The sequence below is a fragment of the Sphingobium sp. B2 genome (genome assembly GCF_007693735.1).
Classification (GTDB): domain Bacteria; phylum Pseudomonadota; class Alphaproteobacteria; order Sphingomonadales; family Sphingomonadaceae; genus Sphingobium; species Sphingobium xenophagum.
The window spans coordinates 2,904,790-2,929,959 of record NZ_VDBZ01000001.1 but is presented as its reverse complement, the minus strand read 5'-3'; the positions used below and the strand labels follow the sequence as shown (position 1 = coordinate 2,929,959).

Annotated in this window: 18 protein-coding genes; 5 read left to right on the top strand and 13 right to left on the bottom strand. The window is 64.8% G+C overall.

What is annotated here, in order from left to right; genetic code table 11:
- Nucleotides 1–54: 54 nt before the first annotated feature.
- Nucleotides 55–2,316, bottom strand: a complete 2,262-nt coding sequence (locus tag FE851_RS14320) for an NADP-dependent malic enzyme (RefSeq protein WP_145203410.1) — start codon at nucleotides 2,314–2,316, stop codon at nucleotides 55–57.
- Between the two features lie 112 nt (nucleotides 2,317–2,428).
- On the opposite strand from FE851_RS14320, the gene mutS reads away from it, so the two are divergent.
- Entirely contained in the window at nucleotides 2,429–5,080 is a 2,652-nt protein-coding gene (mutS, locus tag FE851_RS14315) for a DNA mismatch repair protein MutS (RefSeq protein WP_145203407.1), read from the top strand.
- Nucleotides 5,081–5,089: 9 nt separating this feature from the next.
- On the top strand, nucleotides 5,090–7,852 hold the full coding sequence (locus tag FE851_RS14310; protein WP_145203404.1) for a [protein-PII] uridylyltransferase: 2,763 nt from the start codon (nucleotides 5,090–5,092) through the stop codon (nucleotides 7,850–7,852).
- Between the two features lie 113 nt (nucleotides 7,853–7,965).
- Here FE851_RS14310 and FE851_RS14305 read toward each other — a convergent pair whose 3' ends face one another.
- From FE851_RS14305 to FE851_RS14290, 4 genes are read right to left on the bottom strand one after another with little or no spacing between them, the layout of a single operon-like run.
- A complete protein-coding gene (locus tag FE851_RS14305; RefSeq protein ID WP_145203401.1) occupies nucleotides 7,966–8,577 on the bottom strand; it encodes an ABC-type transport auxiliary lipoprotein family protein in 612 nt (203 codons plus the stop codon).
- Nucleotides 8,578–8,594: 17 nt separating this feature from the next.
- Nucleotides 8,595–9,557: an MlaD family protein gene (locus tag FE851_RS14300; RefSeq protein WP_017183220.1), complete on the bottom strand. Its 963-nt coding sequence runs from the start codon at nucleotides 9,555–9,557 to the stop codon at nucleotides 8,595–8,597.
- 3 nt (nucleotides 9,558–9,560) lie between these two features.
- Entirely contained in the window at nucleotides 9,561–10,445 is an 885-nt protein-coding gene (locus tag FE851_RS14295; RefSeq protein WP_019053158.1) for an ABC transporter ATP-binding protein, read from the bottom strand.
- Nucleotides 10,445–11,554 carry an MlaE family ABC transporter permease gene (locus FE851_RS14290; RefSeq protein ID WP_019053159.1) on the bottom strand — a complete coding sequence of 370 codons (1,110 nt, stop codon included), beginning with the start codon at nucleotides 11,552–11,554 and terminating at the stop codon, nucleotides 10,445–10,447. Before FE851_RS14290 ends, FE851_RS14295 begins: the two co-directional genes overlap by 1 nt.
- Nucleotides 11,555–11,652: 98 nt before the next feature.
- On the opposite strand from FE851_RS14290, the gene FE851_RS14285 reads away from it, so the two are divergent.
- Nucleotides 11,653–12,327 carry an HAD family hydrolase gene (locus tag FE851_RS14285; protein WP_145203398.1) on the top strand — a complete coding sequence of 225 codons (675 nt, stop codon included), beginning with the start codon at nucleotides 11,653–11,655 and terminating at the stop codon, nucleotides 12,325–12,327.
- 38 nt (nucleotides 12,328–12,365) lie between these two features.
- Here FE851_RS14285 and FE851_RS14280 read toward each other — a convergent pair whose 3' ends face one another.
- The 3 genes from FE851_RS14280 to FE851_RS14270 all read right to left on the bottom strand — a co-directional run bounded on the left by FE851_RS14280 (nucleotide 12,366) and on the right by FE851_RS14270 (nucleotide 16,547).
- Nucleotides 12,366–14,213 carry an AsmA family protein gene (locus FE851_RS14280; RefSeq protein ID WP_145204440.1) on the bottom strand — a complete coding sequence of 616 codons (1,848 nt, stop codon included), beginning with the start codon at nucleotides 14,211–14,213 and terminating at the stop codon, nucleotides 12,366–12,368.
- 71 nt (nucleotides 14,214–14,284) lie between these two features.
- Entirely contained in the window at nucleotides 14,285–15,226 is a 942-nt protein-coding gene (locus FE851_RS14275; protein WP_145203395.1) for a 2-hydroxyacid dehydrogenase, read from the bottom strand.
- Between the two features lies 1 nt (nucleotide 15,227).
- Nucleotides 15,228–16,547, bottom strand: a complete 1,320-nt coding sequence (locus FE851_RS14270) for a cystathionine gamma-synthase family protein (RefSeq protein WP_145203392.1) — start codon at nucleotides 16,545–16,547, stop codon at nucleotides 15,228–15,230.
- 187 nt (nucleotides 16,548–16,734) lie between these two features.
- Between FE851_RS14270 and FE851_RS14265 the strand changes: the two genes are divergently transcribed.
- The gene (locus FE851_RS14265; protein ID WP_145203389.1) at nucleotides 16,735–19,143 is read left to right on the top strand and encodes a ligase-associated DNA damage response DEXH box helicase; all 2,409 of its coding nucleotides are present in this window, start codon (nucleotides 16,735–16,737) and stop codon (nucleotides 19,141–19,143) included.
- On the opposite strand, the gene FE851_RS14260 is transcribed toward FE851_RS14265, so the two are convergent.
- On the bottom strand, nucleotides 19,140–19,676 hold the full coding sequence (locus tag FE851_RS14260; protein ID WP_130751695.1) for a COG3650 family protein: 537 nt from the start codon (nucleotides 19,674–19,676) through the stop codon (nucleotides 19,140–19,142). The two genes, FE851_RS14265 and FE851_RS14260, sit on opposite strands and share 4 nt — an antisense overlap.
- 2 nt (nucleotides 19,677–19,678) lie before the next feature.
- Nucleotides 19,679–22,168, bottom strand: a complete 2,490-nt coding sequence (gene gyrB, locus FE851_RS14255; RefSeq protein WP_107125030.1) for a DNA topoisomerase (ATP-hydrolyzing) subunit B — start codon at nucleotides 22,166–22,168, stop codon at nucleotides 19,679–19,681.
- An 86-nt stretch (nucleotides 22,169–22,254) separates the two neighbouring features.
- On the opposite strand from gyrB, the gene FE851_RS14250 reads away from it, so the two are divergent.
- A complete protein-coding gene (locus FE851_RS14250) occupies nucleotides 22,255–22,737 on the top strand; it encodes a hypothetical protein (RefSeq protein WP_017183599.1) in 483 nt (160 codons plus the stop codon).
- Nucleotides 22,738–22,751: 14 nt separating this feature from the next.
- Here the strand turns inward: FE851_RS14250 and FE851_RS14245 are convergent, their stop codons facing one another.
- From FE851_RS14245 to FE851_RS14235, 3 genes are all read right to left on the bottom strand, one after another.
- On the bottom strand, nucleotides 22,752–23,258 hold the full coding sequence (locus tag FE851_RS14245) for a DUF1993 family protein (RefSeq protein WP_145203386.1): 507 nt from the start codon (nucleotides 23,256–23,258) through the stop codon (nucleotides 22,752–22,754).
- 14 nt (nucleotides 23,259–23,272) lie between these two features.
- Nucleotides 23,273–24,457 (bottom strand): hypothetical protein, encoded by a 1,185-nt coding sequence (locus FE851_RS14240; protein WP_145203383.1) that lies wholly within the window; start codon nucleotides 24,455–24,457, stop codon nucleotides 23,273–23,275.
- A gap of 68 nt (nucleotides 24,458–24,525) precedes the next feature.
- Complete coding sequence (locus tag FE851_RS14235; RefSeq protein WP_145203380.1) at nucleotides 24,526–25,128, bottom strand: YczE/YyaS/YitT family protein; 603 nt, start codon at nucleotides 25,126–25,128, stop codon at nucleotides 24,526–24,528.
- Nucleotides 25,129–25,170: the final 42 nt, after the last annotated feature.

Sequence of the window (25,170 nt, the reverse complement as noted above, 5' to 3'; positions counted from 1 at the left end):
TGCACCCCATCATGTTTCCTTGCTGCCACAGGATGGGGTGCGATTTTATGTCGATCAAAGCGCAATCCCGCCCGCCGCCAGCACTGCCAGCGTCAGCAGTTCCGATGCATTGGACGCCATCGTCGCAATCTGTACCGATTTTTCCATGCCCACCAGCACCGGGCCGATCATCGACGTGCCGCCCAGTTCGCGCAGCAGCTTGGCCGAGATATTGGCCGATTGCAGGCCGGGCATCACCAGCACATTGGCGGGGCCGGACAGGCGGCTGAACGGATAGCTCTTCATGACCGCCGGGTTGAGCGCCACATCGGCGGTCATTTCGCCTTCATATTCGAAATCGACGCCGCGTTCGTCGAGCAATTTCACCGCGCCGCGCACATTTTCCAGAAACGCGCCGGGTGGGTTGCCGAAATTGGAGTAGGAGAGGAAGGCGACGCGCGGGTCATGGCCCATGCGACGGGCCACGGCGACGGTGCCTTCTGCTATGTCGGCCAGTTCGTTCGCCGTCGGGCGCTCGTTGACGGTGGTGTCGGCCAGGAACACGGTCTTGTCCTTGGCCACCATGACATGGATGCCGAACGGGGTGCGTCCTGCCGCCGGGTCCATCACCCGCTTCACCTCCCGCAATGTCTGCGCATAGGGACGAGTCATGCCGGTGATCATCGCATCGGCCACGCCCATCCTGACCAGCAATGTGCCGAAAATGTTGCGATCGCGGTTCACCATCCGCTCGCAATCGCGGCGCAGATAGCCGCGCCGTTGCAGGCGCGCATAGAGCAGGTCGACCATTTGCGGGACCAGCGGCGAGTTGACGCTGTTGTGCAGTTCGAAACTGTCGGGATCGCGCACGCCCAGCGCCTTGAGCTTGTCGACCACATCGCCGCGACCGACCAGCCCCGGGATGCCATAGCCCAGGTCGCGGAACTGGATCGCCGCGCGCAACACCACTTCCTCTTCCGCTTCGGCAAAGACGACGCGCTTGGGATTGGCCTTGGCCACTTCATAGGCCGTGGTCAGGACCGATGTGGTCGGGTTCAGCCGGCCCTTCAAGGACTGGCGATAGGCGGCCATGTCGGCGATCGGCTTTTGCGCCACGCCGCTGTCCATTGCCGCCTGCGCGACAGCGGACGGCACCACTTCCATCAGGCGCGGGTCGAACGGGGCGGGGATAATATAGTCAGGCCCGAAACTGTGCGAACGGCCATAGGCCTTGGCCACTTCCTCCGGCACCTGTTCGCGTGCCAGTTCGGCGATGGCATGGGCGGCGGCGACCTTCATCGCTTCGTTGATCGTCGTCGCCCGCACGTCCAGCGCGCCGCGGAAGATGAAGGGGAAGCCGATGACATTGTTGACCTGGTTGGGATAGTCCGACCGGCCCGTCGCCACGATCGCTTCGGGGCGCACCGCCTTCGCATCGGGCGGGGTGATTTCCGGGTCGGGATTGGCCATCGCAAAGATGATCGGCTTTTCGCCCATATCCTTGACCATATCCGGCGTCACCGCGCCCTTGACCGACAGACCAAGGAATACGTCCGCGCCCTTCATCGCTTCCTTCAGCGTGCGCGCGTCGGTCCTGACCGCATGGGCCGATTTCCACTGGTTCATGCCTTCGGTGCGACCCTGGTAGATCACGCCCTTGCTGTCGCACATGATGACATTGTCACCCGCCACGCCCAGCGCCTTGATCAGCTCGGTGCAGGCGATCGATGCCGCGCCCGCGCCATTGACCACGACTTTCAGGTCTTTCAATTCGCGCCCGGTCAGCATCGCGGCGTTGATGACGCCTGCGGCCGCGATGATCGCGGTGCCATGCTGGTCGTCATGAAATACCGGAATGTTCATCCGCTCCTTGAGCGCCTGTTCGATGATGAAACATTCAGGCGCCTTGATATCCTCAAGGTTGATGCCGCCGAATGTCGGCTCCATCAGTTCCACCGCCTCGATGAAGCGGTCGACATCCTCGGTCTTGAGCTCAATGTCGATGCTGTCCACGTCGGCAAAGCGCTTGAAGAGCACCGCCTTGCCCTCCATCACCGGCTTGGATGCGAGCGCGCCGAGATTGCCAAGGCCCAGAATCGCCGTGCCGTTGGTGATGACGGCGACCAGATTGCCCTTGGCGGTATAATCATAGGCGGTGGCGGCGTCTGCAGCGATGGCCAGCACGGGCACCGCAACGCCGGGGGAATAGGCCAGCGACAGGTCGCGCTGGGTCGCCATGGGTTTGGATGCGATGATCTCGATCTTGCCGGGGCGTCCGGTCGAATGGAAAAACAGCGCCTCGCGCTCGGAAAATTCCACACTCGACTTGTCGGTCATCACTCATCCGCCCTTTGCTGTCCGTTGCGTCGGCCCTAGCGGCAAGCGCGCCTTGTGGGCAAGTGCGAGAAGGCTTCTTTCCTGCTGTGCAGCTTGGCGCTATCCGGGCTTCATGCCCAGCGCCCCGAACGACATCGCGATCCAGCCCGCCCCCACGCCCATGATGGCGCAATATCTGGCGCTCAAGGCTCAGGCGAATGACTGCCTGCTCTTCTACCGCATGGGGGATTTCTTCGAACTATTCTTCGACGATGCGAAGGCAGCGGCCGCGACGCTCGACATTGCGCTGACCAGTCGGGGCGAACATGGCGGGGTGCCGATTCCGATGTGCGGCGTGCCGGTGCACAGCGCGGAAGGCTATCTTGCCCGGTTGATCAAGGCGGGCCACCGGGTCGCCATCGCCGAACAGACCGAAACGCCGGCGCAGGCCAAGGCGCGGGGCGGCAAGACGCTCGTGGCGCGCGACATCGTCCGCTATGTGACGGCGGGCACGCTGACCGAGGAAACATTGCTCGATTCCCGTCGCGACAACATGCTGGTCGCGCTGGCGCAGGTGGGCGGAGAGGGCGAGGTCGGCCTGGCCGCCGCCGACATCTCGACCGGCCGGTTCGAAACGATGACCTGCCGGCCCGCCGATCTGCCCGCCGAACTCGCCCGCCTGCGCCCCAGCGAGACAGCGGTGGCGGAAGGGGCGACGCTCGACATAGCCGACGCGCATATGTTTGATCGCGCCGCCTTTTCCAGCAGCCGCGCCGAAACCGCGCTCAAACGGCTGTTCGGGGTCGCGACGCTGGACGGGTTCGGGCAGTTCAGCCGCGCCGAACTGGCGGCGATGGGCGGGTTGATCGGCTATCTCGACCATGCGGGCAAGGGGACATTGCCCTTCCTTGCGCCACCCCTGCGCCAGACGAGCGGCGGCCATGTCGCCATCGATGCGGCGACGCGCGAGAGCCTGGAAATTGTCGCGACGATGAATGGCGCGCGGGCGGGCAGCCTGCTGGGCGCGGTCGATCGCACCGTGACGGGGGCGGGGGCGCGGCTGTTGGCGCAGGATCTGTCCGCGCCACTGATGGATATGGGCCTGATCGATGCGCGGCTGGGACTGGTGCAATTGTTCCATGACGATGCGGGGCTGCGCGACCAGTTGCGTGGCGCTTTGCGCGCGCTGCCGGACATTGGCCGGGCGCTGGGCCGGGTCGCGGTGGGCCGGGGCAGCCCGCGCGACCTTGGCCAGTTGCGCGACGGACTTGGCGAAGCGCGCCTGTTGCGGGAGCGGCTGGGACGCTTGCCCGACCAGCCGCTGCTGCTCGCCCGCCTGCTGCCCGCGCTCGATGGCCATGGCGCGCTGGTCGACAATCTGGCGCGCGCGCTGGTGCCTGCCCCGCCTACCGAAACGGCGAGTGGCGGCTATATTGCCGATGGCTATGATCCGGCGCTGGACGAATTGCGCCGCATGGCGGGCGATGGCCGCCGGGCGATCGCCGCGCTGGAGGCGAAATATCGCGCACAAACCGGCATCTCCGCCCTCAAGATCCGCCATAATGGCGTGCTGGGCTATCATGTCGAAGTCCCCGCCCGCGCCGCCGACACGCTGATGCAACCCGACAGCGGCTTTACCCATCGCCAGACACTGGCGGGCGTCGTGCGCTTCAACTCGGTCGATCTGCATGAGGAAGCCGGGCGCGTCGCGCAGGCGGGGGGACATGCGCTGGTCGCCGAAGCGGCCCATCTGGAAGACCTGATCGCCGCCGTTCTGGATCGCAAGGCGGACATTGCGCGCGCCGCGCAGGCACTGGCCCGGCTGGATGTCGCCGCGGCGCTCGCCGAACGGGCGGCGGAGGGCGGCTGGCAGCGGCCCCATTTCGTGGTGGCGGACGGGGCCGGGCCATGCCTGGACATTGTCGGCGGTCGGCATCCGGTGGTGGAGGACGCGCTGCGGCGCGAAGGGCAACCCTTTGTCGCCAATGATTGCCGTCTGGTGCAGGACGACCGGCTATGGCTGGTCACTGGCCCCAACATGGGCGGCAAATCCACTTTCCTGCGGCAAAATGCGCTGATCGTTATATTGGCGCAGGCGGGCGCCTATGTCCCGGCGCAGGCCGCGACGCTCAGTCTGGTCGACCGGCTGTTCAGTCGGGTCGGCGCGTCCGACAATCTGGCGCGGGGCCGCTCCACTTTCATGGTCGAGATGGTGGAAACCGCCGCGATCCTGGCGCAGGCGACCGCCGACAGCTTCGTCATTCTGGACGAGGTCGGGCGCGGCACATCCACCTATGACGGGCTTGCGCTCGCATGGGCGGTGGTGGAGGCAGTGCATGAGGTCAATCGCTGCCGCTGCCTGTTTGCCACCCATTATCATGAACTGACCCGGCTGGCGGAAAGCCTGTCCTCGCTCTCGCTCCATCATGTGCGTGCGCGCGAGTGGAAGGGCGATCTGGTGCTGCTGCATGAACTGGCCGACGGGCCGGCCGATCGCAGCTATGGCCTGGCCGTCGCGCGGCTGGCGGGCCTCCCGGCTGCGGTCCTCAAGCGTGCCAAGGATGTGCTGGCCCGGCTGGAGGCGGGCAAGGCCAGGACGGGCGGCATCGCGGCGGGACTGGACGACCTGCCGCTGTTCGCCGCCGTCGCCGCCCAGCCCGAACCGCTGGTCGATCCGCTGCGCGCCGCGCTTGATGGCATTGATGCCGACGCATTGTCGCCGCGCGAAGCGCTCGATCACATATATCGGCTGAAACAACTGGCCGCGACCAGCGAGCAAGACTAGATAGCCATCATGGTCATGCAATTTCCCGCGCTGGGATCGCGCCGCGCGATCATCGATCGGCGTGCGATTTCCGACAATATTACCGCACAGGCGCAACTGCACCGGAGCGATCCGATGCTGCTGCGCGGCGTGATCGTCAAGGAATTGAAGGCAGCGCTGGACGACGGCCGCGCCGAAATCGCCCGGCGGCTGCATGCCAAGCCCACGCGCGGGCGGGAGTCGGTGACGGCCTTTGCCTTCCTGATCGACCAGATTTTGCGCCTGCTCTATGACGCGACGACGCATCATCTCTACCCGTCGGGCAATCGCAGCACGGGCGAACGGATCGCCCTGATCGCGGTTGGTGGCTATGGCCGGGGCGAAATGGCGCCGCATAGCGACGTCGACATCGGCTTCATCACCCCATGGAAACCGACCGGCTGGACCGAGCAGGTCATCGAATCCATGCTCTATTCGCTCTGGGATCTCGGTCTGAAAGTCGGGCACTCCAGCCGCTCGATTGACGAGACGATGCGGATGGCCAAGGCCGACCTTACCGTCCGCACTGCCCTGCTGGAGGCGCGCTATGTCTGGGGCGACCGGGCGCTGTATGAGGAAACATCAACCCGCTTCGACGCGGAAGTGATGCAGGGCACTGCCCGCGCCTTTGTCACCGACAAGCTGGCCGAGCGTGAAGAGCGCCACAAAAGGATGGGCGACAGCCGCTATGTCGTCGAACCCAATGTGAAGGAGGGCAAGGGCGGCCTGCGCGATCTGCACACATTGTTCTGGATCGGCAAATATGTGAACCGGGTGCGCTCGGTGGCCGAACTGGTCGATGTCGGGCTGCTGACCCAGCTGGAACTGCGCCAGTTTCAGAAGGCGGAGGATTTCCTGTGGGCGGTGCGTTGCCACCTGCACACGATCACTGGCCGGGCGGAGGATCGGCTGACCTTCGACCTCCAGCTGGAAACCGCGACGCGGATGCGCTTTACCGGGCGGCATGGCCGGTCGGGGGTGGAGCGCTTCATGCGCTATTATTTCCTGAACGCCAAGATTGTGGGCGACCTGACGGCCATGTTCCTGGCCCATCTGGACGATCAGTTGGGGGCCAGGGGGCGGCGCTACATCCCCGCCCTGTTTCGCCGACCCAAAAAGCTGGACGGCTTCGTCCTGGAACGCGGTCGGCTGTCGCTGCCCAGCGATGATTTCTTTCAGGTCGATCCGGTCCGGCTCCTGGAAATCTTCGCCGTTGCCGACCGCCATGGCCTGGCCATCCACCCCGGCGCAATCCGCGCGGCCAGCCGCGACGCCGGGCTGATCACCGCCAAGGTGCGCAAGGATCCGCGCGCCAATGCGGCCTTCATGGATGTGCTCACATCCCCGCGCGATCCCGAAACCGTGTTGCGCTGGATGAACGAATCGACCGTTTTCGGGCGCTTCATCCCCGATTTCCGCCGCGTCGTGGCGCAGATGCAGTTCGACATGTACCACCATTATACGGTGGACGAACATACGATCCGCGCCGTTGGCCTGCTGGCCCGGATCGAAAAGGGCGACCTGCCCGGCGATCATCCGCTGGCGACCGAACTGATGGGCAAGCTGTTGTCGCGCCGCGTCCTGTACGTCGCGGTGCTGCTGCATGACATTGCGAAGGGACGGGGCGGGGACCATAGTATTCTGGGCGCAGACGTCGCCAAGCAACTGTGCCCGCGGCTGGGCCTGACCCCGGCGGAGACGGAAACGGTCGCCTGGCTGGTGCGCTATCATCTGCTGATGTCGGCCACCGCCTTCAAGCGCGACCTGGCCGATTACAAGACGATCCTCGATTTCGTCGATGTCGTGCAAAGCCCGGAGCGGCTGCGCCTGCTGCTCTGCCTGACCGTGGTGGATATTCGCGCGGTCGGGCCGGGGGTGTGGAACAGCTGGAAACGGCAGTTGCTGGGCGACCTGTACGAGGCCGCCGAAGAATTGCTGCGGCTGGGTCACAAGCAGAAGGGCCGCAGCGAGCGGGTCGCGGCCAAGCAGGAAGCGACGCGGCAGGCGTTGGGGCTGCCCGATGCGGAGTTTGAACGGCTGCGTCGTCGGCTGCCCGAATCCTACTGGATCGCCGAGCCAGAGGATATTCTGATCCACAATGCGCAGCACATCCTGGCTTCTGCCGATGCGCCCCTGTCGATCGCCGCCCATTATTATCCGCAGCGCGGCGCGACGCTGGTAACGGTCTATGCCACCGACCATCCGGGGCTGTTCTATCGCATCGCGGGCGCCATCCACCTGGCGGGCGGCAACATCATCGACGCCCGCATTCACACGACGCGCGACGGCGTGGCGATCGACAATTTTCTGGTGCAGGACCCGTTCGGCGGGGCCTTTCATGATCCCGACCAGCTGACTCGCATCCGCAACGCGATCGAGGATTCGCTGTCCAACCGCCACCGGATGATCACCAAATTGTCGGCGCGCCCGCTGACCCGGACCCGCGCCGAAGCGTTCCGCATCGTCCCCAACGTGCTGATCGACAACAAGGCGTCGAACCGCTTCACCGTGGTGGAAATCAACGCTGCCGACCGGCCAGCCCTGCTGTTCAGCCTGGCCAATGCGCTGTTCCAGTCGAAGGTCACGGTCCACAGCGCCCATGTCGCCACCTATGGCGAACGCGCGGTCGACACATTCTATGTCACCGACCTGCTCGGCGGCAAGATCGAGAGCAAGGCGCGGTTGCAAACGCTTGAGCGCCGCCTGCTCGAAGCGGCAGGCGGCGAGGTGAATGAAGCGCTGGAGCGGGCTTAGGGTGCGACGCCTTCACATCAATCCGTTCGTTTCGAGCGAAGTCGAGAAACGTTAGTACGCAGTTTCTCGACTTCGCTCGAAACGAACGGAAGTTGGCGTGCGTCTACCCAACTTTAACCCGGCTGCGTCGCGAGCCAGGCCGCGACATCCGCCGCGACCTTGTTCGCCGCTGCGTTGAGCGGCACGCCGATCGTGCCTGCCTCGATCTTGGCGCCGACCGGCACGGTGGCCGTAAAGCGCTGCCGTGCGATCACGGTGCCGCTGCCCTTGGTCAATATCGCGTCATAGGTCACGACCGCGCTGTTGCCCGGCGCATCCAGGCCAAAGGCGACCAGTTCGCCCATCAGCCGCTGGCCAGCGTCGCCCGTATATTGGCCTGGGTCCAGCACGATGCGGTTGCTGGTCGCGGAAATCGTCTCCGCCAGCAGTTTCTGGAACAGGTGGCGCGGCGTGTCGGCCCATTGCACCTTGGTCACATAGGCGATCGAGGTGGGCGACAGCTTCACCGGCACCCGCACCGTATCGAGCGTCTTGGGCGCTTCGGGATCGGCCACGGTCAGGCTTGGTCCCTGCGCGCCGGTCAGCAAGCGTCCCGGCGCGACCGTCTGCGTGGCGCTCAGCGCCAGCAATTGTTCTGGCGGCTTGGCGCCGAAGGAAACGCAGCCAGCCAACAGGAAGGCTGCGGTGAGCGCAACCGTGGCGCTGCGCGTTTGGCGGTTGAACATACGCCTTGTCCCTCTCATCATGGCTTGTAATCCGGCAATTTGGGCGATCCTACCAGCGAACCAGCGCCTTGCTGGTCCAGCTTTTCGGCCACGCCGCGGAAGGCGCGCGACATTTCGCGCAGGTCGCGGACCAGCTGGTTGACCTCCGGCATGGTCTGATTGCTGAAGGCGCGCACGCCCGGCTGGGCTTCGGCAATCGTCTTGTCCAGCGTGTCGATGCTGCGCGTCGCCGACTGAACGCTCTTGCGCAGGTCGGCCATCAGCGGCTTGCCTTCGTCGGTCAGCAGCGAATCGGTCGTCGCGGCCAGCTTGCCAATCTGTTCGGCCGCAACCCCGGTGCGCTGCACCGCGATGCGCGCTTCAGCCAGCGTGGCGGAGATTTCCGGGCTGCGATCCGCCAGCGAACTCGAAATACGCTCGACATTGGCCAGTATGCCGGCGATCGACTGCTGATTCTTGTCGTTCAGCAATTCGGTCAGCCGTTCGGTGAGGGTCGACAGGCGTTCCAGCAGTTGCGGCGCATTGTTGAGCAATTCGCCCAGCGCGCCCGGCTTGGTCGGAATCACCGGCACGCCATCGGGGCAAACCGTCAACGGATTGTTGGCCGGGCAAATGATCGGCGGCGCGCCCTTGACCGCGCCATCCAGCACGATTTCGCTGACGCCGGTAAAGCCCACACCCGCGATCGTCGCGGTCGTGCCTTGCAGGACGGGGGTGCCGTCCTTCACCGAAATGCGAACCTTCACAAATCCGGGATCGCGCTTCCACAGTTCGATCTTTTCGACCTGCCCGGACGGCACGCCCGAATAATTGACGCTCGATCCCTTCGCCAGGCCGTTGACCGACTGTTTGAAGAAGATGTCATATTCCTTATTCTCGCCATCGGACAGGCGCGAAAACCAGAAGGCGGCACCGATGATCGCCGCCAGCAGCAGCAGCGTGACCGTGCCCACAAGCACATGGTTGGACCGGGTTTCCATATCCTATTGCCTTCCATCGGGCGACGTCTGGGCCACCCTATCCTGTTCGCGGTCATGTTGACGGGTAACCGCCGCCGTCGCGGCGCGGCCGCGCGGGCCGTTGAAATATTCCTGAATCCACGGATGATCGGTGGCCAGCAATTCGTCGATCGTGCCGACGGCAATCACCTTCTTGTCGGCCAGAACGGCGACACGGTCGCAGATCGAATAGAGCGTATCAAGGTCATGGGTGATCAGGAACACCGTCAACCCCAGCGTCTGTTGCAACTGGCGGGTCTGTTCGTCGAACGCAGCCGCGCCGATCGGGTCCAGCCCGGCCGTCGGCTCGTCCAGAAACAACAGGTCCGGGTCCAGCGCCAGCGCGCGCGCCAGCCCCGCCCGCTTCTTCATCCCGCCCGACAGTTCCGACGGATATTTGGGACCAGCCTCGGCAGGGAGACCAGTCATCCGGATCTTGTAGGCGGCGATTTCGTCGCGCAGTTCCGCGCCGATATTGGGATAATATTCGCGGATCGGCACTTCGACATTTTCCGCGACGGTCAGCGTGGAAAACAGCGCGCCGCCCTGAAACAGCACGCCCCAACGCTTGCGGATCGCCAGCGCCTCATCGTCGGAACGGCCGATCATCGATTCGCCAAAGACGTGGATTTCCCCCTCGTCCGGGGTCTGAAGGCCGATGATCGCCCGCATCAGCACCGATTTGCCGGTGCCGGACCCGCCGACAACGCCCATGATCTCGCCCTTGCGCACGTCCAGGTCCAGCCCGTCATGCACCACCTGATCGCCAAAACTGTTGCGGATGCCGCGCACCGAAATCGCGATGTCGCTTTGCTCCATCACGGTTTCGATCCGCTCTTCCTCGGCGACGATGTCGTCATGCTCGGCCATCAGTTCCACCCCACCCAGGTAAAGAACACGGCGAATATCGCGTCCAGAACGATGACCAGGAAGATGGCCTGCACGACCGCAGCCGTGGTGCGCAGCCCCACTTCCTCCGCATTGCCCTTGACCTGCATCCCCTGAAAACAGCCGGAAATGGCGATGATCAGGCCGAATACCGGGGCCTTGATCAGCCCCACCCACAGGTCGGTGATCGGCACGACTTCGCGCAGGCGCTGGACGAAGGTGATCGGGGGTATGTCGAGCGCGATGGCGCAGAGGAAACCGCCGCCGATAACCGCCATGATCGACGCGTAAAAGCCCAGCAGCGGCATCATGACGACGACCGCCAGCGTGCGCGGCAGCACCAGCGCCTCCATCGGCGATACGCCGATCGTGCGCATCGCATCGACTTCCTCGGTCAGCTTCATCGTGCCAAGTTGCGCGGCGAACGCGGATCCGGACCGGCCCGCGACCATGATCGCGGTCATCAGCACGCCCAGTTCACGGAAGGTCAGCCGACCGACCAGATTGATCGTCAGCATCTCCATGCCGAACTGGCGCAACTGCACCGATCCCTGCTGCGCGATGACGATGCCGATCAGGAAACTCATCAGGCCGATAATGCCCAGCGCCGACACGCCGACAACCTCGAACCGCTGGACCACGGCATTGACGCGGAACCGGCTGGGGTGGCGGATGATGTTCCAGGTCGCGACCAGCGTGCCGCCGAAAAAGCCCAGCAGGCCCAGCATGGTCGATCCCGCCATGCTGACCGCCTCGCCGATCTGGCCGACGACGCGGCGGATCGCCGGGACATGATCGGGCCGGATCGATACAGGTTCGTCCAGCGCCCCGACCGCGTCGATCAACCGCATCGTATCGTCGCGCCCGCCGGTGATCGGGGCGCTCAGTCGCCTGGCCGTGCGATGCACGGTCCATGCGCCGATCGTGTCGATATGGTCGACCTCCGACAGGTCGATCGCGCTGACAGGGCCCTGCACCGCATCCAGCCGACCGGGCAGGTCATGCAGGCAGGCAACGGCCAGCGATCCGGAAAGTCGGATCACTGTGCCGTCGTCACGCATTTCTTCGGCAAGATCGGCGGCTTTGTTCATGCGATGGGATTACTGGTCCAATATCGGTTGCGCGGCAAGCCGAAACGGCCCAACTGCAAGTCAGAACGAAGGACAAGGGCAAAAGTTTCGGACACGGCATGACGCACCGTCTGGCAATTTACGACATGGACCGCACGGTGACGTTCAGCGGCACCTATACCGGCTTCCTCATTCACATGGCGCGCGCCATGGCCCCGTGGCGACTGGCGCTGCTCCCCTGCGTCGGATTGCTGATGCTCGCTTATGTGGTCAAACTGATCACGCGCCAGCGGTTGAAGGAGCTTAATCAGGCGCTGATGATCGGCTTCAATGTCGAGCGTGCGCGGCTCATGCCGCATGTCGAAACCTATGCCGACAAGGTGGTGGCGACCAATTTGCGGCAGGGCGCGGTGGCCCAGATCGCGCAGGACCGCGCCGATGGCTATCGCCTCGTCCTCGCCACCGCATCCTACCGCCTGTATGTCGAGCCGATCGCCCGGCGACTGGGTTTCGACGCCGTGATCGCCACCGATCATCTTTCGCAGGACTTGCGCTATGTCCGTGCCAAGATTGCCGGTGAAAATTGCTATGACACGGGCAAGCTGCGGATGATCAAGGCATGGATGGCGGCCGAGGCGATCGATCGTGGCCAGGCGCATATCCGCGCCTATTCCGACCATGTCTCTGACGCGCCGATGCTGGAATTCGCCGACATCCCCTTCGCATCAAACCCGCACAGGAAGCTGGCGAAACTGGCGGCGGAGCGCGGCTGGACGCGGGTGGACTGGGTTTAATATCCCCACATCCGTTCGAAACGAACGGAAATATGTGTCTAGCGCATAGCCGTTTTGGCCAGCCCCTCGCAGTCCGCGTCGCGCGCGCGCGGCACCTTGTCACCCGCAATCGCCTTGCCGATCATCTTCAATATGCCCTTGGCCGATCGCGCCTCGGTCGGCACGCGAATATCGGGCTGCTTGATCGTCCCGCCAATCGGCACCATGCCGTTCAGCCGCAACAGGCTGCCCTGCTTGGGTTGACCGCTCGCTTCCAGCGCCATCACCTCGTCCGTCAGGCGGATCGTCCCGGCAATGCGCGTCTGGGCGCGTGACGTGTCGATCAGCACCGGGTTTGCGCGCGCTACGCCATTGCTGACGTCGAAGCGCGCCACCACGCAGCGCAGGACCGCCATCTTGTCCTTGTCCACCGTCAGCCCCTTGCCGACATCCTGTCCCATCAGCGCCGCCGTGCGCGCCGGGATCGATCCGTCGCGCCCGACCAGCGCGATGGTGCCGGACGATCGCCCCACCGCCTGCCGGATCGTGCGGCCCGGTCCATTCAGGGCAACCCGCCCGGCCAGCCCGCCATCGATCCGCGCTTCGGGGAAGAAATCCAGCAACCGCGCCGACCGCAGATTGAGCGCCAGTTCCAGACGTGGCCCACCCTGCCGCTGATCGACCGCCAGGCGGCCCGTCAATATCCCGCGCGTCAGGCCGAGCCGCAGCGGTTCGACCACCAGTCGGCTGCGTTCCAGACTCAATGTGCCGCGCAAGGAACGGAACGGGCTGGAACCGGGCCATAACAGCCTGTCGGCCCGCACATCCAGGCGTCCATCGGTTCGCGCCATGTGCGACAGGTCGATCGCCGTATCGGGGATCAGCCGTTCGCCCAGCTTCGCGCGCTTGGCCGCCGCCTTGCGCTTGCCCTCGTTGGACGACAGATCGTCGAAATCGAACCGTGCCGACGCGATCGCGCCGTCGATGCGCGTGCGGCCATCGCGTTTGCGGATGGTGGCGTGCCCTGCAATGTCGGACCGGCCGATCGTGCCTTTCAGATTTTCGATGGTCCAGTCGGGCCGGTTGCGCACGACCTGCGCCGCCAGCCGCACGGGCTGGGTGCCGGGCAGGCCCGCCTCTATGATCGCATCCAGCACGCGCAGGTCGATCGCATGGCCAGTCACCCTGCCGCGCAAATGGCCGATGTCGAGCGGCCCATCCATCGTGCCGTCGATGGTCATGCCCACGGCCTCGCCGGCAATCTCCGCCTTGAACGGCCAGCGTGCACCCGCCTGATACCCCACGATCGGCGCGCCGCTGGCGGTCACCCTAACCGGATGGCCGCGGACATCGCCCGTGCCCGACAGGCGTAATCCGCTGGCGTCGACCGTCAGCGCCGCGTCGATCGATCGACCGCGCTTGTCGTCGCGATAGGCGATCCGGCTGTCGCTGACCGTCAGGCTGCGCAGGGCAGGGCGCTGCCCCTTGTCGTCACTCGCGCGGCTGCGCTCGCCGCTCCAGCTTTCGCGTCCGTCGGCGGCGCGATAGAAGGACAGGCGCGCATGCGCCAGGTCCAGCCGTTCCAGCACCGGCCCGCCGGTCAGCAGTGCCAGCGCGGAAAAGCCGACCCGCGCCTCGCCAACCCGCGCCAGATCGGTACTGCCCGGCGCCCAGTCGGGCTGCGGCACCTTTATGTCGGTCAGGCGCACGACCGGGTGAAAGGACAGGCTATCCTCGCGCACCATGGAGCCGATCGTGACCCGCTTGCCGATCCGGTCCGACAGGCGATCCTCGATCCGGCCCTTGAACATGCCCCATGGAAATGCCGCCAGCAGCAGGATCAGCAGCCCGATCAGGACAAGCAGCCCGACGCCAATGCGGACAGCCCATCGCGATCCTGCTGTCATCCCCACGGCGCACCCCCTCCTGCAACGGCCTCATCGCCGTGCCGCGCTCAACGCACGACTTGCCGCAGGGTTCAGAGACGAACGGGGGAGGGGAGCGACTCGCCTGCGAAATGGGCGGACAGATTGGCGATCAGCATCTGCGCCATCCGCCCTACCGCCTCGTGCGTCGCCCCGCCGGTGTGCGGGGTCAGCACCACATTGGGCACATCCACCCAGCGCGCGGGGTCGGTCGGTTCGGGGTCGAACACGTCGATCGCGGCTCCCCCCAGATCCCCCGATTTCAGCGCAGCGATCAGCGCGGCTTCGTCCACCAACTGCCCGCGCGCGACATTGACCAGCAGCCCGTCCGGCCCCAGCGCATCCATGATCGCGCTGGAGATCATGCCCCGATTGCTCTCGTCCGCGCGCGCCGCGACAAGCAATATGTCGCTCTGCCGCGCCAGCGCCTCCAGACTGTCGGTACGGGGCCAGGGGAGGGCGGGCTTGTCGCGTGGCCCCCACCAGCTCACCTGCATCCGCATCGCCTGCGCCCGCTCCGCCACTGCAATGCCGATCGACCCCATGCCGATAATCCCCAGCCGCGCCCCACCCATCGACCGGGTGCGCGTCTTGGCTTCGATCGTCCACAATCCTGCTCGCAAATGCCGGTCGCCACCGACGATCCAGCGACGATGGGCGATCATCAGCCCGATTGCATGGTCGGCCACATCCTGCGCATTGGCGTCGCCCGCATGGGTGACCGCAATGCCGCGCGCCTTGGCCAGCGCCAGATCCACCCCGTCATAGCCCACGGTGAAGCAGGCGATCAGCGACAGGCGCGGCATCGCGTCGATCAGCGATCGGTCCAGCGCGAATTCGCCTGCCCATATCACCGCATCCATGCGCGCCAGTTGCGTGGCGTCGGGCTTTTCCCACAGGGGGATGACGTCATGATCGCTTGCCAGCAGTGGCAGCAAGGGGGCCAGCAAGGGCTGGCCCACCAACAGAAGCGGTCGATCCACCTTGTCGCCCATCTCAGCCGATCGCCCGCAACGCCTGAGCAAAATCGGCGATCAGATCATCGGCATCCTCGCAGCCGATCGAGATACGGACCATATTGTCGCCAATCTCCAAAGCCGCCTTGCGCGCGGCCGGCACCGACAAATGGGTCATCGCGGCGGGATGGCTCGCCAGCGTCTCGGTCCCGCCCAGGCTCACGGCCAGCTTGGCAATCTTGAGCGCGTCGAGAAAGGCGAACGCCTCCGCTTCGCCACCTTTCAGGTAAAGCGAGAAGGTCGATCCCGCCCCGCTGCAATGGCGCGCATAAATATCGCGCTGCCGTTCGCTTTCGGGAAAGCCCAGATAGACGATCTTTTCCACCTGCGGCTGGTCCTTCAGCCAGGTGCACACCTTGGCGGCATTTTCGCCCGCCCGGCTCATCCGCAATTCCAGCGTCTCCAGCGACCGCAACAGCATCCAGGCACTATGCGGGTCCAATATGGTGCCGATCGTGTTGCGCATCAGCCGGATGGTGGTGATCAGCGCATTGGACCCCAGCACCCCGCCTGCGACCAGGTCGCTATGCCCGCCGGCATATTTGGTCAGGCTGTAAATCACCAGATCCGCGCCATGGGCCAGCGGTTTCAGCCATAACGGCCCCAGAAACGTATTGTCGATCGCGATCGGCGGCACATGCGCTTCGCCGTCGAACAGGAAGTTGCGCCGCGCGACAACCGCTTCGATGTCGACCAGCACGTTGGTCGGATTCGCCGGGCTTTCCAGATAGATAAGCGCGACACGGCCAAGCCCCTTGGCCTTTTCGATCACTGCGCCAATCTCTTCCTCGGTCGCGCCAGCGGGAAAATCGAGCCACTGTACGCCGAACTTGCCCAATATCCGCCCGATCAGCGATTCGGTCGCGGCATAGAGCGGCGCTGAATGGACGATCACGTCGCCGGGCTGCACCATCGCCAGCAGGGTGGTGGCGATGGCCGACATGCCGCTGGAAAAGAGCAGGGCATCCTCCGCTTCCTCCCACACCGACAGGCGGTCTTCGGCGATTTCCTGATTGGGGCCATTGAAGCGCGAATAGACAAGGCCGTCCGATCCGCCCGGCCGGATACCCGTCACCCCCTCGAAATGCCGCTTGCCCGCCGCCGCGCTCTCGAACGCGAAAGTGGAAGTGAGGAAAATCGGTGGCTTGAGCGACCCTTCCGACAAAGTGGGGTCATAACCATGGCCCATCATCAGCGTCGCGGGTTTCAGCGGACGCCCGTCAATCTCCATGATCGGCGGCTTGGGACGGCGGCGGTTGGATTCGACACCGGTAAGGTCGGCTTCGGTTTCGCCAGACATATATAATCTCCTGCTCGATACGGCGTCTGCTGCGCCGCTCCTGATGGCGCGATGATAACGCAGGGATGGGCCGAAGGGCCAGAGGGTCGCGTAAGAATATTTCATCTTTTGGTATTTTAGTTACCGCGCAGGCGGCGATGCGGACGAAGGCGGTGACACCGGACGGGTGTCTCCCTACATCCTGTTCATGGAAATCCTCCCCCCCGTGCTGGAGCAATGGTTCGCCGCGCGCGACTGGCACCCGCGCGCCCATCAGCGCGCCATGCTCGCCGCCGCGCGCCGGGGCGATCATGCGCTGCTGGTCGCCCCCACCGGCGCGGGCAAGACGCTGGCCGGGTTTCTGCCGACGCTCACCGACCTCATCGAACAGCCGACCGATCGGCTGCACACCCTCTATGTCTCCCCGCTCAAGGCGCTGGCGGTCGATGTCCGCCGCAATCTCCTGACCCCGATCGAGGAGATGGCGCTGCCGATCCGCGTCGAAACCCGCACCGGCGACACGCCATCGGATCGCAAGGCGCGCCAGCGCATCAAGCCGCCGCACATATTGCTCACCACGCCCGAATCGCTCTCGCTATTGCTCAGCTATCCCGATGCGGCGCTGATGTTCGCGGATCTGCAAACGGTCATCGTCGACGAAGTCCATGCCTTTGCCACGCAAAAGCGCGGCGACCTGCTCAGCCTGTCGATGGCGCGGCTCCAGAGGATCAATCCCGGCCTGCGCCGCGTCGCCCTGTCCGCGACCGTCGCGGATGTCGACGCCTACCGGGCCTGGCTCGCGCCCGATGGCGATATCGACACGGTCGCCACGGTGCTGGGCGAAGCCGGCGCGGAGCCGAACGTCACCATCCTCATCCCCCAAGGGCGCGGCCCCTGGTCGGGCCATTCGGGCAAATATGCGGCCAGTCAGGTGATGGCGGAAATCGCCGCGCACCAGACGACCTTGGTATTCTGCAACACGCGTGGCCTGGCCGAACTCATCTTTCAAGAATTATGGTCGGCGAACGACGCCAATCTGCCCATCGCCATCCACCATGGCAGCCTGTCGATCGAGGCGCGGCGCAAGGTGGAAAGCGCCATGGCCGACGGCAAGCTGCGCGCGCTTGTCGCCACCGCCTCGCTCGACCTTGGCGTCGACTGGGGCAATGTCGACTGCGTGATCCAGATGGGGGCGCCCAAAGGCTCCTCCCGCCTGCTGCAACGCATCGGCCGCGCCAACCACCGGCTCGATCAGGCGAGCGAAGCCATCCTGATCCCCGGCAACCGCTTTGAATATCTCGAAGCCCGCGCGGCGCTCGACGCTGTTGAAGCGGGCGAACGCGACGCCGATGATTTTCGCGCGGGCAGCCTGGACGTGCTGGCCCAGCATGTCATGGGTCTCGCCTGCGCCGGGCCGTTCCGTGAAGCGGAGATGCTGGCCGAAATCCAGTCCGCAACGCCCTATAGCGCATTGACGCCCGACGCCTTCGCCTCCGTCCTCCATTTCATCGAAGGCGGCGGCTACGCCCTGCGCGCCTATGACCGGTTCAAGCGGCTGACGCACGATCCTGATGGCAACTGGCGCGTGTCCCACCCGCGTTTCATTCAGCAGCATCGCCTGAATGCGGGCATCATCGTCGATCAGCCAGCGCTCGCCGTCCGTTTCGCCAATGGTCGCAAGCTTGGCACGGTGGAGGAGGGGTTCGCCGCCCAGCTTACCCCCGGCGACAGCTTCTTCTTTTCCGGCATGGCGCTGGAAGTCGTCAGGATGGACACCAGCGACCTGATCGTGCGGGCGACCTCCAAACAGGCCCGCATCCCCAGTTGGGGAGGCACCCGCATGGCCATGTCCACGCGCCTTGCCGAAAGGGTCCGCACGTTTCTGGCACAGCCCGATCAATGGCACCGCTTCCCGCCGGACGTGCGCGAATGGCTCGACATGCAGAAACTGCGCTCCGTCCTGCCGCAACCGGGCCAGCTGCTCATCGAAACCTTCCCGCACGAAGGGCGTCATTATCTGCTCTGCTACAGTTTCGAAGGCTGGAATGCCCATCAGTCGCTGGGCATGTTGCTGACCCGGCGGATGGATGCCCAGGGGCTGATGCCGCTGGGCTTCGTTTCCAATGACTATGCGCTGGCCATCTATGGCCTGAAGCCTGTCACTGATCCCAAAAGCCTGTTTTCCGCCGACATTCTCGACCATGAATTTATCGACTGGGTCGAACAGTCGAGCCTGCTGAAGCGCGCTTTCCGCGACGTCGCCGTCATATCCGGCCTGATCGAGCGCCAGCATCCGGGCAAGCGCAAGACCGGGCGGCAAGTCACCTTTTCGACCGACCTTATCTACGACGTGCTGCGCAAATATCAGCCTGACCATCTGTGGCTGAAGGCTGCCTGGGCCGATGCGCGCGCGCGCATGACCGATGTGGGGCGGCTGGGCGACCTGATCGACCGTGCCGCCACGACCATGCTGCATGTCAGCCTTGACCGGGTCAGCCCGCTCGCCGTCCCGGTGCTGATCCTGATCGGTCGCGAGCAGGTCGCGCAAAGCGCGGCGGAGGACGCGCTGCTGATGGAGGCGGAGGCGCTGGTCAATACAGCCATGCGCGCGGATTAGACAGGCGGGCTGTCGCCTGTGTCCCGCTCACCCCCGCAGCCCTTCAGCACACCATCGGCAAAGGCCACCGCCACCCGGTCTGACCATAGCGCGTCGCTCATGCCGTCGCTGCACGGCCCCTGGCTGATCGTCATGGCGAAGCCGTCGCCGATGTAGCGGATCGTGCGTTTCTCGCTCGCGCGCGCCACTGCAAATTGCATGGGGCCTTGGTCGGGTCGTTCAAGCGTCGCGACCGTTCCGCGCACCGTCACGGCCCAGAACGGCTCGGTGCCGATGGCGCGATAATCGGGCTGCGGCTGCGCTTTCACCGGGGGTGCTTTTGGGGGTGCCTGCGTTTCACGTGAAACAGGAAAGCGATTATTTTTCAGATTCTTGGGCTGCGAAACAGGCGCAGCGATATTCTCCGGCGGCGCGCTGTTCACCACCACCGGCACCGTCTGCATGACCGACGCTGCATCATTGTTCGGCTTACTGTCGCAGCCAGCCAGCCCCGCGCCCATCGCCACGAGGCCAGCCAGCCGCAGCCCGATCATGTCTAGACGTCCAGATTGGCGACGTTCAGCGCATTGTCCTGAATGAACTCGCGGCGCGGTTCGACCACTTCGCCCATCAGGCGGCTGAAAATCTCGTCGGCGACATCCGCCTGCTCGACCTCCACCCGCAGCATCGATCGATTGTCGGGGTCCAGCGTGGTTTCCCACAGCTGTTCCGCATTCATCTCGCCCAGACCCTTGTAACGCTGGATCGCCAGACCCTTGCGCCCCGCAGCCAGGATCGCGGCCAGCAATTCGCTTGGCCGGGTCACCAATGTCGAACCCTTCGCCGCGACCGCTGGCAGATCATCCTCGCCCGCATCCTCGGCCGCCTGCGCAGCCTTCGCACTGACCAGCCGCGACGGCGTCACATAGCTTTGCGATTCCTCGCTCGCCAGCGTGTGCAGCTTGCGCGCTTCGGCCGAACCGACAAAGCCATGCTCGATGACATGATGGTCGGTCACGCCGCGCCACAGCCGCTCGAAATGGAAGCCGCCTTCCTCCGCGATCCGGCCGGTCCATTTGCCCTCCGCATCCTGCGCGCCCATCCATGCAACCGCAGCCGCCAGCCGCTCTGCCTGCGCATCTTGCGACAATTCGGGGTCCAGTGCGCCGGTCAGGCTCAGCGCCTCGATGATCGCGGGATCATAGCGGCGCGGGACATAGCGCATCACCGACCGCATCCGTCGCGCATGATCGACCAGATTCTTAAGGTCATGGCCGGTCCGGCTGCCGCCTGGTCCATCCAGCACCATCGATTCGACGCCATTGTCGACCAGATATTGCTCCAGCGCTGCGTCGTCCTTCAGATATAGTTCGCTGCGCCCCCGCGTCGCCTTGTACAGCGGCGGCTGGGCGATGAAGAGATGCCCGGCCTCGATGATCTGCGGCATCTGGCGGTAGAAGAAGGTCAACAGCAGCGTGCGGATATGCGCGCCGTCGACGTCGGCGTCCGTCATGATGACGATCTTGTGGTAACGCAGCTTTTCGATGTTGAAATCGTCGCGAATGCCGGTGCCCATCGCCTGAATCAGCGTGCCGACTTCCTTGGACGAAATCATCCGGTCGAACCGCGCCCGCTCGACATTCAATATCTTGCCCTTGAGCGGCAGGATCGCCTGATTGTGCCGGTTGCGGCCCTGCTTGGCCGATCCGCCTGCCGAATCGCCTTCGACCAGGAACAGTTCGGACTTGGCCGGATCGCGTTCCTGACAGTCGGCCAGCTTGCCGGGCAGGCTGGCAATGTCCAGCACCCCCTTGCGCCGGGTCAGTTCGCGCGCCTTCTTGGCCGCTTCGCGCGCGGCGGCGGCGTCGATCACCTTCTGGACGATCATCTTGCCATGGGTGGGATTTTCTTCCAGCCATTCGGCCATCTTGTCGGCCATCAGGCTTTCGAGCGGCTGGCGCACTTCGGAACTGACCAGCTTGTCCTTGGTCTGCGACGAAAATTTGGGATCGGGCAGCTTGACCGACACGATCGCGGTCAACCCTTCGCGCATATCCTCGCCGGTCAGCGACACCTTCTCCTTCTTCAACATGCCCGATTTATCGGCATAATTGTTGAGGGTGCGGGTCAGCGCCGCGCGGAATGCGGCCAGATGGGTGCCACCGTCGCGCTGCGGGATGTTGTTCGTGAAACACAGCACATTTTCATAATAGCTGTCATTCCATTCCAGCGCGACGTCGATGGTCACATCGTCGCGGGTGCCGGAAATGGCGATCGGCTCCGGCATCATCGCGGCCTTGTTGCGATCGAGATATTTGACGAAGGCCGCGATGCCGCCTTCATAATAAAGCTCGACCGTCTTGCTTTCCTCATGCCGCGCATCGGTCAGGAACAGGCGCACGCCGCTGTTGAGGAACGCCAGTTCGCGATAGCGATGCTCCAGCTTGTCGAAATCATATTCGGTGACATTCTTGAACGTCTCGGCGGAAAACAGGAAGGTGACCTTGGTCCCCTTCTGCCCCGGCGCCGCCGGACCCAGCACCTTGAGCGGCGCTTCGGCGTCGCCGTTGCGGAACCGCATCCAATGTTCCTGCCCGTCGCGCCAGATGTTCAGTTCCAGCCAGTCGGACAGGGCGTTCACCACGGACACGCCCACGCCATGCAGGCCGCCCGACACCTTGTAGGCATTGTCGTCCGACGTATTCTCGAACTTACCGCCCGCGTGCAGCTGGGTCATGATGACCTCCGCCGCCGACACGCCTTCTTCGCTGTGGATGCCGGTCGGGATGCCCCGGCCATTGTCCATGACGCTGACCGATCCATCGGGGTTCAGGGTGATGTCGATCCGGTCGCAATGGCCGGCCAGCGCCTCGTCGATCGCATTGTCGCTGACCTCGAACACCATATGGTGCAGGCCCGATCCGTCGTCCGTGTCGCCAATATACATGCCGGGCCGCTTGCGCACGGCGTCCAGCCCTTTCAGTACCTTGATGCTGTCGGCGCCATATGCGTTGCTGTTCGGGCTATTCTGGGGTTCGTCGCTCATGCCGAGCATATAGGGAAAGCCTCGCTGAAACTAAAGCGAAACATGGTGCCTTTCCCCGCACGCCAGACCAGTCTATCCCCTGTGCCATGACGCGCGCCATCGCCCTGATTTTTCTGCTCGCCGCCTGTTCCGACAGCCGCGAGGTGCTGGATGAATTGCCCAACAGTTCGCTGGCGGGCGCACCACGCGCCGACGTGTCGGAAAGCCGCATGGACGCGCCGGTCGCACGCGCCGTGACGATTGGGGAGGATGGCCCGCGCCTCGACGCCTGCGGCGGCATGGGACAGGTGCTGCGCACCGGGGCAGGGGGGCAGCCGCTGCGCGCCGCCCCCTTTGGCGATGCGAAGGTGCTGGCCACCCTCAACGAAGGCGATCGCGCCTATATCTGCACCCGCAGCCTCGACCAGAAATGGCTGGGCGTCGTGCTGGCACCGCCGCCTGCCGCCGACAATGGCGCGCAAGCCCCCGATTGCGGCGTCTCCTCCCCCGTCGATCGCAAACAGCCCTATGACGGCCCCTGCGTCAGCGGCTGGGTCGCCAGCGCCTATGTCCGGCTGATCGCCGGTTAAGCGCTAGTGGACCACTAGACCCCGCCCAGAAAGTCCATTTTCCCGATCGGCACACCCGCCTGACGCAGCAGCGCATAGGCCATGGTCAGGTGGAAATAGAAATTGGGCAGGGAAAAGGTCAGCACATGGGACCGGCCGGTAAAGGGAATGTCGGCGCCCGGCACCTTCAACACCACATCGGCATCCTCGCGCCCGTCGATCCGGTCGCGCGGCACCGCTTCCAGCAGCGCGATGGTCTTGGCGATCCGCGCCTGCAACTCGGCAAATGTCTGTTCGGTGTCGGCCATTGCCACCGGCTCCAGCTCGCCCAGCCGCGTCACCGTACCCTTGGCGGTATCGCAGGCGAACTGCACCTGCGCGGTCAGCGGCTTCATGTCGGCGATCAATTGCGCGCCGGTCAGCGTCGCCGGGTCGATCCCCTTTTCGGCGGCAAAGGCAGCACCCTTGTCGAGCAGCGCCGACAGCGCGTTCAGCCCGCGGATGAAGGCGGGCACGGTCAGATCATATAATGCGGTCGCCATGAAGCGTCCCCCTCTCACTGGATGCCGGTGAACACCAGCTTCTGCACGCGCCGGCCGGTATTGACCTCGGTTGCATAGATATTGCCCTCGCTGTCGGTATCAATGCTGTGCAGCCAGGTAAATTGTCCCGCCTGCCGTCCGACCCGGCCGATCGCGCCCAGCACGGCATGCGTCTTGCGCTCCAATATCCAGATGCGCCCGTTCATCATGTCCGCGACATAAAGATAGGTCTGGTCGGGATCGGGCGAAAAGGCGATGTCGGTGACTGTGTGGGTGCCGCCCGTCTCGCCCGCGATCACCAGGTCTCGCACGAACGTCAGGTCGCCATCCTTCCCCCGCTTGAAGAGCTGCGCGCGATTATTGTTGCGATCGCAGACATAGACATGCCCGTCCCTGGTCGGCACGACGCAATGGACGATGTCGGCGAAGGTCTGCGCCTTGGGATCGGCGACCTTGCTGGGGTCGACGGCATGGCTCTGGTCGAACGCGCCCTGCCGCGTCGGCGCGATCGGCGGCCTGGCATAGGCGCCCCAGCGGCCCTTATAGCCATTGGTGCGCGCGTCATATCCGATCACCCGCCGGTTCACATAGCCGTCGGAAATCAGCACCATGCCGTCGGAATGATTGACATCGGACGGGTTGCCCAACTGGTCCGTCGCATCATTGCCGCCGGTCTTGCCGCGCTGGCCGAACGCGCGGATGAAGGTGCCGTCGGCACGGTAATTCAGCACGACATGGTCGTCCTTGCCATTGCCGCCGAACCAGACTGTTCCCGCTGCATCGACGAAGATGCCATGCAGGCTGGCTGGCCACTGGTTGACGCCGCCGACGCTTGGCGCGCTGTCCGGCCCGCCCCAGCCGCCCAGATAGCGCCCGTCGCTGGCAAAATGGACCACAGGCGGGGCTGGCTTGCAACAGACCGCGATCGGCGGGCTTTGCGCCAGGCCCGTGTCGGTCGCGGTCAGGCTGTGCGGGCGATGAACGACCCAGACCGAATCGTCGGGCGCGACCGCCACGCCGCTCACCTGGCCCAGCAGCAGGTCGGCGGGCATGGTCGGCCAGCCCGCATCGAACTTGAACCGCGGCATTTTGGTGCCCGCTGGCGCGACCTGTTCAAAGGCCAGCGGGGCGAGCGCGCGCTCATCGGGCGTCGCTGCGGTCAGGGTCAGTAACAAGGCGGCGGCGAGGAGGGGGCGCATCGGTCGGCTCCGCTATCAGGATGGGGCAGGAGGATCATGCCCGGATAGCCGCCCCGGTCAATCATTGTTCAGGCGATAGCTGCGCGCTCCGGCGCATCTATGCGGAACCAGGGCAGGGCGTGGTGGACGATCCAGCCGATGCTCATGGCATAGAGAATGGTCCCGACGCCCACGGTTCCGCCCAACAGCCAGCCGATCGCCAGCACGCTGATCTCTATGCCGGTACGGACCCATTTGACCGGCCACCCGCTGCGGCGGCAAAATCCGGTCATCAACCCGTCGCGCGGCCCCGGCCCCAACCCCGCGCCGATATAGGCGCCCCCGGCAATGCCGTTGAGCACGATGCCCGCAGCCAGCCAGGTCGCGCGCATCATATAGCCTTCCGGCACCGGCAGCAGCATCAGCGACAGGTCCACCGCCATGCCGATCACGATGATATTGGTCACCGTGCCGATGCCCGGCCGCTGGCGCAGCGGCCACCACAGCAACAGAACGATGGCGCCGACCAGATTGACCGTCATGCCGAAACTTAAGCCAAGCCGGGGCGCAATCCCCTGATGCAGCACGTCCCAGGGATCGAGGCCCAGATTGGCGCGCAGCATCAGCGCCATCGAAAATCCATAGAGGCCAAGACCCCAGAATAGCTGGAATAGGCGGCGGTGCATCATCATGGGCAGGCTTCTTCTTCACAATTGGCCTTTTCCAAAAGGACC

Coding starts and splice junctions, on each gene's coding strand:
- FE851_RS14305 (WP_145203401.1), bottom strand. CDS start 8,577: ATGTTCAACCGCCAAACGCGCAGCGCCACGGTTGCGCTCACCGCAGCC.
- FE851_RS14245 (WP_145203386.1), bottom strand. CDS start 23,258: ATGGCGACCGCATTATATGATCTGACCGTGCCCGCCTTCATCCGCGGG.
- FE851_RS14295 (WP_019053158.1), bottom strand. CDS start 10,445: ATGGCCGAGCATGACGACATCGTCGCCGAGGAAGAGCGGATCGAAACC.
- FE851_RS14310 (WP_145203404.1), top strand. CDS start 5,090: ATGGTCATGCAATTTCCCGCGCTGGGATCGCGCCGCGCGATCATCGAT.
- FE851_RS14285 (WP_145203398.1), top strand. CDS start 11,653: ATGACGCACCGTCTGGCAATTTACGACATGGACCGCACGGTGACGTTC.
- FE851_RS14275 (WP_145203395.1), bottom strand. CDS start 15,226: ATGGGCGACAAGGTGGATCGACCGCTTCTGTTGGTGGGCCAGCCCTTG.
- FE851_RS14290 (WP_019053159.1), bottom strand. CDS start 11,554: ATGAACAAAGCCGCCGATCTTGCCGAAGAAATGCGTGACGACGGCACA.
- FE851_RS14235 (WP_145203380.1), bottom strand. CDS start 25,128: ATGATGATGCACCGCCGCCTATTCCAGCTATTCTGGGGTCTTGGCCTC.
- FE851_RS14300 (WP_017183220.1), bottom strand. CDS start 9,557: ATGGAAACCCGGTCCAACCATGTGCTTGTGGGCACGGTCACGCTGCTG.
- FE851_RS14280 (WP_145204440.1), bottom strand. CDS start 14,213: ATGACAGCAGGATCGCGATGGGCTGTCCGCATTGGCGTCGGGCTGCTT.
- gyrB (WP_107125030.1), bottom strand. CDS start 22,168: ATGAGCGACGAACCCCAGAATAGCCCGAACAGCAACGCATATGGCGCC.
- FE851_RS14320 (WP_145203410.1), bottom strand. CDS start 2,316: ATGACCGACAAGTCGAGTGTGGAATTTTCCGAGCGCGAGGCGCTGTTT.
- FE851_RS14260 (WP_130751695.1), bottom strand. CDS start 19,676: ATGATCGGGCTGCGGCTGGCTGGCCTCGTGGCGATGGGCGCGGGGCTG.
- FE851_RS14265 (WP_145203389.1), top strand. CDS start 16,735: ATGGAAATCCTCCCCCCCGTGCTGGAGCAATGGTTCGCCGCGCGCGAC.
- FE851_RS14240 (WP_145203383.1), bottom strand. CDS start 24,457: ATGCGCCCCCTCCTCGCCGCCGCCTTGTTACTGACCCTGACCGCAGCG.
- FE851_RS14250 (WP_017183599.1), top strand. CDS start 22,255: ATGACGCGCGCCATCGCCCTGATTTTTCTGCTCGCCGCCTGTTCCGAC.
- mutS (WP_145203407.1), top strand. CDS start 2,429: ATGCCCAGCGCCCCGAACGACATCGCGATCCAGCCCGCCCCCACGCCC.
- FE851_RS14270 (WP_145203392.1), bottom strand. CDS start 16,547: ATGTCTGGCGAAACCGAAGCCGACCTTACCGGTGTCGAATCCAACCGC.